This is a genomic window from Vibrio paucivorans, assembly GCF_054053395.1.
In genome coordinates, this window is record NZ_CM133230.1 from 2500487 (window position 1) to 2512926 (window position 12440).

The 12440-nt window shown below is 45.1% G+C and carries 13 protein-coding genes; 3 read left to right on the forward strand and 10 right to left on the reverse strand.

What is annotated here, in order from left to right; all coding sequences use genetic code 11:
* Positions 1 to 5: 5 nt before the first annotated feature.
* The 5 genes from ACXABW_RS11440 to rpsB form a co-directional block, all read right to left on the reverse strand.
* On the reverse strand, positions 6 to 761 hold the full coding sequence (locus tag ACXABW_RS11440) for an isoprenyl transferase (protein ID WP_457522772.1): 756 nt from the start codon (positions 759 to 761) through the stop codon (positions 6 to 8).
* 106 nt (positions 762 to 867) lie between these two features.
* On the reverse strand, positions 868 to 1425 hold the full coding sequence (frr, locus tag ACXABW_RS11445) for a ribosome recycling factor (protein WP_252027856.1): 558 nt from the start codon (positions 1423 to 1425) through the stop codon (positions 868 to 870).
* Between the two features lie 96 nt (positions 1426 to 1521).
* Positions 1522 to 2253, reverse strand: coding sequence for a UMP kinase (pyrH, locus tag ACXABW_RS11450; RefSeq protein ID WP_252027857.1), 732 nt, complete (start codon positions 2251 to 2253; stop codon positions 1522 to 1524).
* Between the two features lie 161 nt (positions 2254 to 2414).
* On the reverse strand, positions 2415 to 3257 hold the full coding sequence (gene tsf / locus ACXABW_RS11455) for a translation elongation factor Ts (RefSeq protein ID WP_252027858.1): 843 nt from the start codon (positions 3255 to 3257) through the stop codon (positions 2415 to 2417).
* Between the two features lie 131 nt (positions 3258 to 3388).
* Positions 3389 to 4117: a 30S ribosomal protein S2 gene (gene rpsB, locus ACXABW_RS11460; RefSeq protein WP_252027859.1), complete on the reverse strand. Its 729-nt coding sequence runs from the start codon at positions 4115 to 4117 to the stop codon at positions 3389 to 3391.
* 346 nt (positions 4118 to 4463) lie between these two features.
* Here rpsB and map point away from each other — a divergent pair, with 346 nt between their 5' ends.
* The 3 genes from map to ACXABW_RS11475 all read left to right on the forward strand — a co-directional run bounded on the left by map (position 4464) and on the right by ACXABW_RS11475 (position 8567).
* Positions 4464 to 5342: a type I methionyl aminopeptidase gene (map, locus tag ACXABW_RS11465; protein WP_457522773.1), complete on the forward strand. Its 879-nt coding sequence runs from the start codon at positions 4464 to 4466 to the stop codon at positions 5340 to 5342.
* A 101-nt stretch (positions 5343 to 5443) separates the two neighbouring features.
* Positions 5444 to 8068, forward strand: a complete 2625-nt coding sequence (gene glnD / locus ACXABW_RS11470; RefSeq protein ID WP_457522775.1) for a bifunctional uridylyltransferase/uridylyl-removing protein GlnD — start codon at positions 5444 to 5446, stop codon at positions 8066 to 8068.
* A 115-nt stretch (positions 8069 to 8183) separates the two neighbouring features.
* Positions 8184 to 8567, forward strand: a complete 384-nt coding sequence (locus ACXABW_RS11475) for a DUF3461 family protein (protein WP_252027862.1) — start codon at positions 8184 to 8186, stop codon at positions 8565 to 8567.
* Positions 8568 to 8644: 77 nt separating this feature from the next.
* Here the strand turns inward: ACXABW_RS11475 and pgpA are convergent, their stop codons facing one another.
* The 5 genes from pgpA to ribBA all read right to left on the reverse strand — a co-directional run bounded on the left by pgpA (position 8645) and on the right by ribBA (position 12422).
* Positions 8645 to 9148, reverse strand: coding sequence for a phosphatidylglycerophosphatase A (gene pgpA, locus ACXABW_RS11480; RefSeq protein ID WP_252027864.1), 504 nt, complete (start codon positions 9146 to 9148; stop codon positions 8645 to 8647).
* A 2-nt stretch (positions 9149 to 9150) separates the two neighbouring features.
* Positions 9151 to 10119 carry a thiamine-phosphate kinase gene (gene thiL, locus ACXABW_RS11485; RefSeq protein ID WP_457522776.1) on the reverse strand — a complete coding sequence of 323 codons (969 nt, stop codon included), beginning with the start codon at positions 10117 to 10119 and terminating at the stop codon, positions 9151 to 9153.
* A 98-nt stretch (positions 10120 to 10217) separates the two neighbouring features.
* Complete coding sequence (gene nusB, locus ACXABW_RS11490) at positions 10218 to 10685, reverse strand: transcription antitermination factor NusB (protein ID WP_252027868.1); 468 nt, start codon at positions 10683 to 10685, stop codon at positions 10218 to 10220.
* On the reverse strand, positions 10685 to 11155 hold the full coding sequence (gene ribH, locus ACXABW_RS11495) for a 6,7-dimethyl-8-ribityllumazine synthase (protein ID WP_004415274.1): 471 nt from the start codon (positions 11153 to 11155) through the stop codon (positions 10685 to 10687). Before ribH ends, nusB begins: the two co-directional genes overlap by 1 nt.
* Before the next feature lie 157 nt (positions 11156 to 11312).
* On the reverse strand, positions 11313 to 12422 hold the full coding sequence (gene ribBA, locus ACXABW_RS11500) for a bifunctional 3,4-dihydroxy-2-butanone-4-phosphate synthase/GTP cyclohydrolase II (protein WP_457522779.1): 1110 nt from the start codon (positions 12420 to 12422) through the stop codon (positions 11313 to 11315).
* Between the last annotated feature and the right edge of the window lie 18 nt (positions 12423 to 12440).

Genomic DNA, 12440 nt, shown 5'->3' on the forward strand with positions numbered 1-12440 from the left:
ATCCTTTATTGATTATCCATCAATGCCTTGATTTGTTCACCGGTGCAACCAAAACGTCTTTCACGATTAACAAACCAAGTCACTGCTTCTACTAAACTGTCCTCACCAAACTCGGGCCAGTAGATAGGAGTAAAGTACATCTCCGCGTAGGCCAATTGCCATAACATAAAGTTGCTTATGCGGCATTCACCACTGGTTCGAATCAACAAGTCAACTTCAGGAATGTCTGACATCGTTAAATGCTGAGTAATGAGCTCTTCATTGATATCGCTCGATGAGAGCTCACCAGATTCCACTTTCTGTGCAAGAGCGCTCATCGCTTGGGTGATGTCCCACTTACCACCATAGTTAGCGGCAATATTAATGACCATTCCCGTATTTTGAGCTGTTTTCGCTTCAGCTTCAGCAATTTTTTTCTGTAGTCGACTACTAAAGCGGCTTTTTTCGCCAATAATGCGTAAGCGTAAATTGTTCTTATGCAGTCGTTTCACTTCTGTAGAAAGTACAGAGATGAATAACTCCATTAGAACACCAACTTCCTCTTCAGGTCGACGCCAATTTTCACTACTAAACGCAAATAGAGTAACGGCTTGTATACCAAGCTTAGCTGCAGTAGATATCGTTTTTCGAACGGCAGCCACTCCGTTCTTATGGCCGAAAACTCGTGGTTTGCCTTGAGCTTTAGCCCAGCGGCCATTTCCGTCCATAATGACTGCAATATGCTTTGGAAGTGCGTCTACTGACAATTGAGACTTTTGCATAGAGGTGGCTTGATAGATAGACATTCAGAATAGTGATGAGAGATTAGCATAAAAAAGCGCTGTGCCATATACACAGCGCTTTCAAAAAAGAAGAGTTTATAAGCTATTAAACTTCCATCAACTCTTTTTCTTTAGCAGCTAGAACTTCATCAACTTTCTTAACTGCTACATCAGTCAGCTTTTGAATCTCATCTTGTGCTTTACGATCTTCATCTTCTGAAATTTCTTTGTCTTTTAGCAGAGCTTTTAGCTCGTTGTTCGCATCACGACGGATATTACGGATTGCAACACGACCACCTTCTGCTTCACCACGAACGATCTTAACTAGGTCTTTACGACGTTCTTCTGTCAATGGTGGAAGTGGAACACGAATAACTGTACCAGCCGACATAGGGTTCAAACCTAGGTCTGATTGCATGATCGCTTTTTCAACTTTTGCAGTCAGCTCTTTATCAAATACCGTGATAGCTAGCGTACGTGCATCTTCAGCAATGACGTTGCCCACTTGATTTAGTGGAGTTTGAGCACCGTAGTACTCAACAGAAATACCAGATAGAAGGCTTGGATGCGCACGACCTGTACGAATTTTGATTAGGTTGTTTTTTAGCGCTTCAACGCTCTTGTCCATGCGCTCTTGCGCGTCGTTTTTAATTTCGTTAATCACAATTTCACCTTAAATATGTGCTCTTTCGCTAAGAAAGCTGAAGAGGGGAAAGTTCAGAAGTTCCTTGCCAAGCATCACTCGACAAGGAAACACAGCTTACTCAGCATCGCTGATTAGTGTACCTTCAGTTTCACCCATCACCACGCGGCGTAATGCGCCTGGCTTGTTCATATTGAATACACGGATAGGCATTTTATGGTCACGCGCTAGAGTGAACGCTGCCAAATCCATTACTTTAAGCTCTTTTTCAAGAACACTGCTGTAAGTAAGCTTATCATACAGCTCTGCATCTGGGTTGGCTACTGGGTCTGCAGTAAATACTCCGTCTACTTTTGTTGCTTTTAGAACGACATCCGCTTCAATTTCGATACCGCGCAAACAAGCAGCAGAATCTGTTGTGAAAAATGGGTTACCAGTACCTGCAGAGAAGATAACAACTCGGCCTTGACGTAGCTGACTGATCGCATCAGCCCAGTTGTAGTCGTCACACACACCTTTAAGTGGGATAGCAGACATCACACGCGCGTTAACATAAGCACGGTGCAACGCATCACGCATGGCTAGGCCATTCATCACAGTTGCTAGCATGCCCATGTGGTCGCCAACAACACGATTCATGCCCGCTTCAGCAAGGCCTGCACCACGGAACAAGTTACCACCACCGATAACGACACCGACTTGAACACCTAGTTCTACCAGTTCTTTAACTTCTTGAGCCATACGATCCAAAATAGTTGGATCGATACCAAAACCTTCTTCGCCTTGTAGCGCTTCGCCACTCAGTTTTAATAGGATACGTTGATACGCTGGTTTAGGGTTCGTAGTCATGGAGTTTACCTTCCAAAATGAGAGTTGTTGATTAACAGTCATGGATGAGCTTTAGTCTCAATAGATGAGTAAAAGCGCATTCATCACTGAAATAATCTTCTCTTATCATAAAAAGACCGCAGCCTTGGCTACGGTCTAATATGTATGCAGGTCTCTAAGGATTAACCTTTTTGAGCCGCTGCTACTTCTTCAGCGAAGCTCATTTCTTCCGCTTTCTCGATACCTTCACCTACTTCTAGGCGAACGAAAGTAGAAACAGAAGCGCCACGCTCTTTAAGGATTTCACCAACAGATTTCTTAGGTTCCATTACGAACGCTTGACCTGTTAGAGAAATCTCGCCAGTGAACTTCTTCATGCGACCAACAACCATCTTCTCTGCGATTTCAGCTGGCTTGCCTTCGTTCATTGCGATTTCAACTTGAACAGCTTTCTCTTTTTCTACTACGTCTGCTGGTACGTCTTCTGGGTTAACGAACTCAGGACGTGACGCAGCAACGTGCATAGCTACGTGCTTAAGAGTTTCTGCGTCGCCTTCACCAGCAACAACAACACCGATCTTCTCACCGTGACGGTAAGCAGAGATAGCAGCGCCTTCAACGTATTGTACGCGACGGATGTTGATGTTTTCACCGATCTTAGCAACTAGAGCGATACGCTCTTCTTCGAATTTAGCTTGAAGCTCTTCTGCAGAAGCTTTAGTCGCTAGAGCGTCAGCAGCTACTTTTTCTGCGAATGCAGTGAAGTTAGCATCTTTAGCAACGAAGTCAGTTTGGCAGTTCACTTCTAGAAGAGCAGCAACGCCGTTTTCTTCTTTGATGATGATTGCGCCTTCAGCAGCAACGTTACCTGCTTTCTTAGCAGCTTTCGCAGCGCCAGACTTACGCATGTTTTCAATTGCTAGTTCGATGTCGCCGTTTGTTTCGTTCAGCGCTTTCTTACAGTCCATCATGCCTGCGCCAGTGCGGTCGCGCAGTTCTTTAACTAGAGCAGCAGTAACAGCCATTCTAAATTCCTCAGTTGATTCTGGATTTGGTAAAAAACAGGGGCCTACATTTTCGGCCCCTGCTGATAACTATAACTCAGTTTATGCGACAACCATGTTGCGCATAAATTAAGTGTGACTCGGAGCAGCTATTATTCAGCTTCTACGAAGCCGTCTTTTTCAGCAGCAACAGCAACGTCTTTGTTACGACCTTCTGTAACCGATTGAGCTGCAGCGTTTAGGTAAAGCTGTACAGCACGGATAGCATCGTCGTTACCAGGGATAACGAAGTCAACGCCATCTGGGTTAGAGTTAGTATCAACTACAGCGTAAACTGGGATACCTAGGTTGTTTGCTTCTTTAACTGCGATGTGCTCGTGATCAGCGTCGATTACGAATAGAGCGTCTGGTAGGCCGCCCATATCTTTGATACCACCAAGAGATTTCTCTAGCTTCTCCATTTCGCGAGTACGCATTAGAGCTTCTTTCTTAGTTAGCTTGTCAAAAGTACCGTCTTGAGACTGTGCTTCTAGGTCTTTTAGACGCTTGATAGACTGACGAACAGTTTTGTAGTTTGTTAGCATACCGCCTAACCAGCGGTTGTTAACGTAGAACTGGTTGCTTGCAACAGCAGCTTCTTTAACAGCTTCAGATGCAGCACGCTTAGTACCAACGAAAAGAACTTTACCTTTTTTCTCGCCAACTTTAGCAAGCTCAGCTAGAGCTTCGTTGAACATTGGAACAGTTTTTTCTAGGTTGATGATATGAACTTTGTTACGAGCACCAAAGATGAATGGCTTCATTTTTGGGTTCCAGTAACGAGTTTGGTGACCGAAGTGAACACCAGCTTTAAGCATATCGCGCATTGATACAGTTGCCATTTTATAATCCTCTATGGGGTTAGGCCTCCACATTCCCCATAACTCCGACCCGTACTATCAGTAGGGCACCCCGGAATATGTGTCGGAATGTGTGTGATTTAAAGATAAATGTTTAAGGAAATCACTAATCAGCTTCGCCAAATTGTTCTAAAAACAATGGAGAGAACTGACCAAGAATTCCGGCGCGCTTTATACCATATTTTTAGGCCACCTGGCTAGTAAAAGTTAAAAAACTGCTGCGCGAGTTTTCTCCCCGTCGACCTCAACTGATACACATTCGCAAACCATCCTGATAGAATGCGCGCATAAGCACGTATAGTGCCAACGAATTTGTAGAGAAAAGCCAATGTCAATCAAGATCAAAACTGCTCAAGAAATCGAACGCATGCGTATCGCAGGTGCGTTAGCTGCCGAAATCCTAGAAATGATCGAACCTCATATTAAAGAGGGCGTCACGACTGACGAACTGAATCAGATTTGTCACGATTACGGAATCGAGAAAGGCGCGTATTCTGCACCACTCGATTACCACGGTTTTCCTAAATCTATTTGTACCTCGATCAATCACATCGTTTGTCACGGTATTCCGGCAAGCCAAGACGAAGTGGGCAGCAATGGCCAACCGAAGCCTGCAATACTAAAGAACGGCGACATCATCAATGTTGATATCACGGTAATTATCCCTGATGACGAAAATGCTGATTTGAACACTCGCCCAGCAGGATACCACGGCGATACTTCAAAAATGTTCCTTGTCGGTGATGTGTCACCTGCAGATAAGCGCCTTTGTATGGTGGCTCAAGAAGCACTGTATGTAGGTATGCGAAAAGTGAAGCCAGGCGCAACGGTCGGTGATATCGGAACCGCTATCGAAAAATACATCAAAGAGAACAATAAAAAGAACCCACGTAACAAGTTTTCTATTGTAAAAGACTTCTGTGGCCACGGTATTGGTAACGAGTTCCATGAAGAACCACAAGTTGTTCACTACAAGAACAGCGATCGCCGTGTATTGAAAGAAGGCATGTGCTTTACCATAGAACCAATGATCAACGCAGGTAAATTCGGCTGTAGTGTCGACGCCGAAGACGATTGGACGGTCTACACTGGTGACGGTAAAAATTCAGCGCAGTGGGAACACACTCTACTAGTCACTGCTACGGGCTGTGAAGTACTGACGCTACGAAGCGAAGAAGACATTCCTCGCTTGATGAAAAACGCCTAACTCTCCTTCCAAATATCCCTGCTCAGCAGGGATATTTTTTTATCGACTTCTATCTGTTAAATTAACTCTACACTGGAGTTAACTTGCATGGATCGCAATGTATGCCGTACCAATCACCACTGAACTTTTCGACTCAACAGCTTTCAATTAGCGAATTAAAACAACAACTCGAAGCCTTTTCTGACTATCAGCGTACCGAATTCCTTAACCACCACCCGGTTACCGATCTCGTATTAGGTCGCTCGGAGTATATGGACTTGCTATTGCACCGCCTATGGCAAGAATTTGGTTTCGACCAATTGCCCAACATTAGCCTTGTTGCAGTGGGTGGCTATGGGAGAGGCGAGCTCCACCCTTTGTCGGACATTGATATTCTGATCGTGTCTAAAAAAACACTCCCAGATAACTTAGGCAATAAAGTCAGTGAGTTCATTACCCTACTATGGGATTTAAGATTAGAAGTCGGCCACGCAGTGAGAACAGTAGAAGAGTGCTCCCTAATCGGTAAAGATGACCTAACCGTTGCTACAAACCTGCAAGAGGCTCGACTGCTTTGTGGCTGCGAAGATACTTTCCACCAGCTGAAGCTCGCCATACATTCTGAATCTTTTTGGCCAAGTGAAACCTTTTACAAAGCCAAGATTCAAGAACAAAAAGAACGTCATGCCCGCTACCACGACACCACATACAACTTAGAGCCAGACATCAAATCAACGCCCGGTGGTTTACGCGATATACATACCCTAAGCTGGGTTGCTCGCCGCCACTTTGGTGCCACCTCACTGCTCGAAATGAGTCGATTTGGTTTCCTTACGGATGCCGAATACCGCGAACTGGTTGAGTGCCAAGACTTTCTCTGGCGAGTTCGTTTTGCTCTGCATATCGAGCTTAAGCGTTACGACAATCGACTAACGTTTGCTCATCAAGCACAAGTCGCTGAACATCTCGGTTATGTCGGAGAAGGGAACCGCGGTGTCGAAATGATGATGAAGGAGTTCTATCGAACTCTACGCCGTGTCGCTGAACTCAACAAAATGCTGCTTAAGCTGTTTGACCAAGCGATTCTCAACAATGGTGTGGTATGCGAACCAGAGATCATTAGCGAAGATTTCCAACGCCGTGGCAAACTTATCGAAGCGAGAAAACCGGCTCTATTCCAAGCGAGACCTGAAACCATCTTGGATATGTTTATCCACATCGCCAATGACTCGAGCATTGAAGGCGTCGCCCCCCCTACTCTTCGCCAACTCCGAACGGCAAGACGAAGACTGAATCGCTTTTTGCATACGATTCCTGAAGCACGTGAAAAGTTTATGGAACTGGTTCGCCACCCTAACGCGCTGCATAAAGCGTTCAGCCTAATGCACAAGCTAGGCGTGCTTGCCGCTTACTTGCCACAATGGAGTCAGATTGTTGGTCAAATGCAGTTCGACCTATTCCACGTCTATACAGTAGATGAGCACAGTGTACGCCTTCTCAAGCACATTAATACGTTCAGTTACGCAGAAAATCACCAAAAACACCCTATCTGCTGTGAAGTCTACCCGAGAATACAGAAGAAAGAATTACTGATCCTCGCCGCTATTTTCCATGACATAGGCAAGGGACGTGGTGGTGATCACTCCGAGATTGGCGCGGTCGAAGCCTATAACTTTTGCATGGAACATGGCTTATCCAAGCCAGAAGCTAAGCTAGTCTCCTGGCTGGTTCAAAACCATCTTCTCATGTCCGTTACGGCTCAACGTCGAGACATCTACGATCCAGAAGTAATCACTGAATTCGCTAAAAAAGTACGTGATGAAGAATACTTAGAATTTCTTGTCTGCCTCACTGTCGCAGATATTTGTGCAACCAATCCAGAGCTTTGGAATAGCTGGAAGCGCACGTTGTTAGCAGAATTATTCTATTCAACTCAAAGAGCACTACGAAGAGGATTAGAGAACCCTGTCGATGTAAGAGACAGAATTCGCCATAACCAACAAATGGCCTCAGCGTTACTAAGAAAAGAGGGTTTCTCGGCACGTGAAATCGAGGTCCTTTGGCAGCGTTTCAAAGCCGACTACTTCCTACGCCATACTCATAAGCAGATTGCTTGGCATGGCAGTCAGCTCTTACAACACGATAATCCAAACGAACCGCTGATTTTAATCAGTAAGAAGCCTACACGTGGTGGCACTGAAGTATTTGTGTACAGTAAAGACCAACACGCTCTGTTTGCGACAGTAGTTGCTGAGCTGGATAGACGAAACTTCAACGTTCACGACGCTCAAGTTATGACCAGTAAAGATGGATTCGTCCTCGATACTTTTATGGTGCTCGACCAAAATGGTGAAGCCATAGATGAAAGCCGCCATAAAGCCGTAACCAAGCATCTTATACATGTCTTACAAGATGGCAGGCCAACCAAAATTAAAACCCGCCGTACTCCACGTAACCTACAGCACTTCACGGTCAAAACTGGCGTCGACTTTTTACCAACCAAAAGTAAAAAACGTACCTTGATGGAGTTTGTCGCCTTGGATACTCCTGGGCTACTTGCCACTGTAGGGGCCACTTTTGCTGACTTGGGCGTTCACTTACATGGAGCAAAGATCACCACCATAGGTGAGCGCGCAGAAGACCTGTTCATCCTAACTAGCAGCACAGGTGGGAAACTCAATGAAGATGAACAAAATCAGCTGCGCGAAAGACTGATTAATAACGTTGCCGAGCTGGCGCCAAATTAAGCGCGATCTTGCCCACAAGTTAAACAGACAGCCTAAATATCAACTATCTACCACGAATTTAGGCTGCTACATTAGTAAAGGTAAATAACACCCAACAACACCATAGAGGTAGCCTATGTTTCCAAACCTCACTGGCTTAGGAATTCAAGAGCCTAAGCAAATCGAGCGTTATTCTCTTAGACAAGAAGCGCACAAGGATGTGTTAAAAATTTACTTTCACAAACAAAAAGGGGAGCTGTTTGCGAAGAGTGTGAAATTCAAATATCCCCGCCAAGTGAAAAATGTACTGGTTGATAGCGGTAGTCATAAGTACAAAGAAATTACAGAAATTAACCGTAATTTAACGCTAGTAATTGATGAGTTAAACAAAATAACCAAGCCAGAGAAGCTAGCCGAAGTCGACGTGAAGCAGAAAATCCTCACCGACTTACGTCACTTAGAGAAAGTGGTTTCAAGTAAAATTGCGGAGATTGAAGCTGACCTTGAGAAACTCAAGTAAGTTGCTTCAGTACGAGATAGAGAAAAGGGCTGACATCATTGTCAGCCCTTTTCTATTTATATGCAGTTTGGACTTGTCTACAACCAACCAGCATAACGACCAATAAGGTAAAGTGAGACACCCGCCATAATACCAGCGACAATATCATCAATCATGATCCCTAGCCCACCGTGGATTCGTTTATCCAACCAACCAATTGGCCACGGTTTTACCATGTCAAAAAAGCGGAATAGTATAAAACCGGTCAGTAACCACTTCCAATCCGTCGCATCAAGGTTGAACAACGGAATGACTAACATGGTGATCCAAAATCCAGCGAATTCGTCCCATACAATCGAGCCATGGTCATGTACGCCCATATCGTCTGACGTAACCTGGCAGATCTTAATACCTATGATGCAAGAGATGATGACAGCCAATACATAAAGAGGAAGTGGCAGTTGAACCAATAATAAATACAGTGGGATTGCCGCAACCGTTCCCATTGTGCCGGGAATGATTGGCGATAACCCGCTACCAAAGCCAGTTGCAAGCAGATGCCATGGATTTTTTAGTGAAATAAGCGCAAGTGGGTTTGTCATTTTTAAACCTTGAAATGATCGTAACCAGCTAATTGCCAGTCGATAGGATTACCTTGTTGATGCAGTTCTAACACACCTTGTGGCCTAACCTGACCAATGCATGTTACTTTAGCACCACAATGAGCCAGTGCACTTTCGACCATGCCTTTATTCTGGTCGGGCACAGTAAAGCACAATTCATATTCTTCACCACTGCTGAGCGCATATTTTTGAGCTGACGTGCTATCTTGCAAGTAGGCCCTAAGCGTATCAGAAACCGGAAGTAAAGAAACATCGATAGAAGCGCCGACATTTGAACGCTTCAAAATATGACCTAAGTCGGAAATCAGGCCATCTGAGATATCAATGGCTGCACTAGCAACACCGAGCAAAGCCTGGCCAACTAACACTCTGGGCGTTGATATATAGTGCCTTTTTTCTAACTCCACCGCACTCGGCTGACTACGCTTAGCAGGATCCAGAATCACTTCTAGCCCAGCTTTACTGTCACCCAATTCCCCAGTGACGAATATCCAATCCCCTATTTCAGCACCATCACGTTTAAGGGCTCTCTCTTCAGGTACAAAGCCTTGAACCGTCAAAGTCAGGCTCAGTGGGCCTTTGGTCGTATCGCCACCAATAAGCTGGATCCCAAAGTAATCAGCCAATTCAAAGAAAGATTGGCAGAACGGTTCTAGCCATTGTTCATCGGGCTCTGGCATCGTTAGAGCAAAACTGACCCACGCGGGTGTTGCACCCATTGCAGCTAAGTCACTGATGTTAGAAGCCAAAGCTTTATGGGCAACCCAGGCTGGGTTTGCACTAGCGAGAAAGTGAGTACCTGCCACTAATGTATCGGTACTGATAGCAATAGAAACATTTTCAGGAGGCTTTACAAGCGCACAGTCATCTCCCAAAGACAACAATACATCTTTGCGCTGAGGTTGACGGTTAGAGAAGTATTTATCGATAAGGTTGAATTCGCCAGACATAGTCTATGTTACTTCAAAGTGGTGAGAGCCTAAAAAAGGTAAACGCTAAACAACAAAAAGGCCAGCAATTGCTGACCTTTTAATTGTAACGTATCTTGTTATTTCTTACGTACGTGTGGCGCGGCTTTATCTAGCACACCATTCACAAATTTGTGACTTTCTTCTGCGGCGAATACTTTTGCAAGTTCAATCGCTTCGTTGATTACCACTTTGTAAGGTACGTCTTCGCGACGAGTCATTTCATACATAGCAAGACGAAGCAAAGCAAGCTCCATCATGTCTAAGTCCTGCATAGGACGCGCTGTGTATGGACGAATCTTGCTGTCTAGCTCTGTGTGACTTAGCACAACACCTGTTAGTAGGTCACGGAAGTAAGCTACGTCAGTTTCTGGAGCAGTTAACGCTGGTTCAGCAGCATGATGCTCTTCTTCATCATACTTACCACCAGATAAAAACTGTTCTTCAATTGTGGCAACATTATCTTTAGTAATTTGCCAAGAATAAATTGCTTGTAAAGCAAATTGACGTGCATTACGACGTGCGGCTGGTTTCACACTGGCCCCCATTAGGAATCGATTTCAGATAGAACGTTAATCATCTCAAGCGCGCTCAGTGCAGCCTCTGCACCCTTGTTACCAGCCTTGGTTCCTGCGCGTTCAATTGCTTGATCGATTGTATCAACAGTTAGGACACCGAATGCAACTGGAAGGCTATATTCCAGAGACACTTGTGCCAAACCTTTATTACATTCACTACAAACATAGTCAAAGTGTGGCGTTCCGCCACGAATTACTGTACCTAGAGACACGATAGCGTCGAACTTTCCAGTTTTAGCAACACGTTGCGCAACAAGCGGTAGCTCTACAGCACCAGGACAGCGTACAACAGTGATGTTGTCTTCGCTAACTTGTCCATGACGCTTTAAAGTATCGATTGCACCAGAAAGAAGACTTTCGTTAATAAAACTGTTGAAACGAGAAATAACGATAGCAATTTTTGCATTTGGCGCTGGGAAGCCACCCTCGATCACTTTCATAAGCTTTCCTTTAACTATGTTCATCAAGTGAGAATCGCCGGATTCTAGCATAAAACTGTGAGCAATATCTAATAGGTTTTTGCAGAAATCTGACGGTTTTGAAATTAGAAAGCGAGGTAGTCACTGCCTCGCCTAAAGATAATATCTGACCGCGAGGTTATTCGCAGATGTATTCAACCACGTTAAGGCCAAAGCCACCTAGTGCATGGTACTTTTTATTGGTTGAAGAGAGTAAGCGCATATCGTGAACACCAAGGTCTGCAAGGATCTGTGAACCCACACCGACACGACGAGACGTACCTTGCTTTTTCGCCAATGTTGGCGCTTCACCTTTATCTTGCTGCTCAAACATTTTAACGCGATGGATCAGCAAATCTGTAGACTCTTCATTCCCCAGAATAACTAACACTCCGCCTTCGGCACCGATACGCTTCATCGCTTTATCTAAGCTCCAGCTGCGCTGCGCATTACGGTCACTACGAAGTAAGTCCGTAAACGTGTCTTGCAAGTGCACTCGTACTAATGGAGCTTCTCCAGCAAGATCACCTTTTTTCAATGCATAGTGTATCTGGTTATCAATCGTGTCGCGGAAGGTCACTAAGTCGAACTCACCAAACTCAGTGGGTAGCTTACACTCAGCTACGCGCTCAATGGTAGTTTCTGTGTTGTTACGGTACTCGATAAGATCTGCGATAGTGCCTAACTTGATGTTGTGCTTTTCAGCGAACACTTCTAAATCAGGACGACGGGCCATAGTGCCATCGTCGTTTAGGATCTCAACAATCACAGATGCTGGCTCACAGCCACCTAAACGAGCTAAGTCACACCCCGCTTCTGTATGGCCGGCACGGGTCAATACCCCGCCATCTTGCGCTGCAAGTGGGAAAATGTGGCCGGGTTGAACTAAATCCGCCGCTTTCGCATCTGCCGCTACTGCTGCTTGAACTGTCACTGCACGGTCCGATGCGGAAATCCCGGTAGTCACACCCTCAGCCGCTTCAATCGAAACCGTAAAATTCGTGGTGTATTGCGCGTTGTTATCTTGCACCATTGGCGGTAAGCCCAAACGTTCACAACGCTCTTTAGTCATAGTCAGGCAGATCAAGCCACGGCCATACGTCGCCATGAAGTTGATGGCTTCCGGAGTGACGTGCTCCGCAGCCATAATCAGATCACCTTCATTCTCACGATCTTCATCGTCCATTAAGATGACCATTTTTCCTAAGCGAATATCTTCGATAATTTCTTGAGGCGTACTAATTGGCATTGTTCGTTCCTATGACAT

What these genes read in the sequence shown, in the direction of transcription:
- ACXABW_RS11440 (WP_457522772.1), bottom strand. Translation starts at nt 761, where the DNA reads ATGCAAAAGTCTCAATTGTCAGTAGACGCACTTCCAAAGCATATTGCA.
- pyrH (WP_252027857.1), bottom strand. Translation starts at nt 2,253, where the DNA reads ATGACTACGAACCCTAAACCAGCGTATCAACGTATCCTATTAAAACTG.
- tsf (WP_252027858.1), bottom strand. Translation starts at nt 3,257, where the DNA reads ATGGCTGTTACTGCTGCTCTAGTTAAAGAACTGCGCGACCGCACTGGC.
- rpsB (WP_252027859.1), bottom strand. Translation starts at nt 4,117, where the DNA reads ATGGCAACTGTATCAATGCGCGATATGCTTAAAGCTGGTGTTCACTTC.
- map (WP_457522773.1), top strand. Translation starts at nt 4,464, where the DNA reads ATGTCAATCAAGATCAAAACTGCTCAAGAAATCGAACGCATGCGTATC.
- glnD (WP_457522775.1), top strand. Translation starts at nt 5,444, where the DNA reads ATGCCGTACCAATCACCACTGAACTTTTCGACTCAACAGCTTTCAATT.
- ACXABW_RS11475 (WP_252027862.1), top strand. Translation starts at nt 8,184, where the DNA reads ATGTTTCCAAACCTCACTGGCTTAGGAATTCAAGAGCCTAAGCAAATC.
- pgpA (WP_252027864.1), bottom strand. Translation starts at nt 9,148, where the DNA reads ATGACAAACCCACTTGCGCTTATTTCACTAAAAAATCCATGGCATCTG.
- thiL (WP_457522776.1), bottom strand. Translation starts at nt 10,119, where the DNA reads ATGTCTGGCGAATTCAACCTTATCGATAAATACTTCTCTAACCGTCAA.
- nusB (WP_252027868.1), bottom strand. Translation starts at nt 10,685, where the DNA reads ATGGGGGCCAGTGTGAAACCAGCCGCACGTCGTAATGCACGTCAATTT.
- ribH (WP_004415274.1), bottom strand. Translation starts at nt 11,155, where the DNA reads ATGAAAGTGATCGAGGGTGGCTTCCCAGCGCCAAATGCAAAAATTGCT.
- ribBA (WP_457522779.1), bottom strand. Translation starts at nt 12,422, where the DNA reads ATGCCAATTAGTACGCCTCAAGAAATTATCGAAGATATTCGCTTAGGA.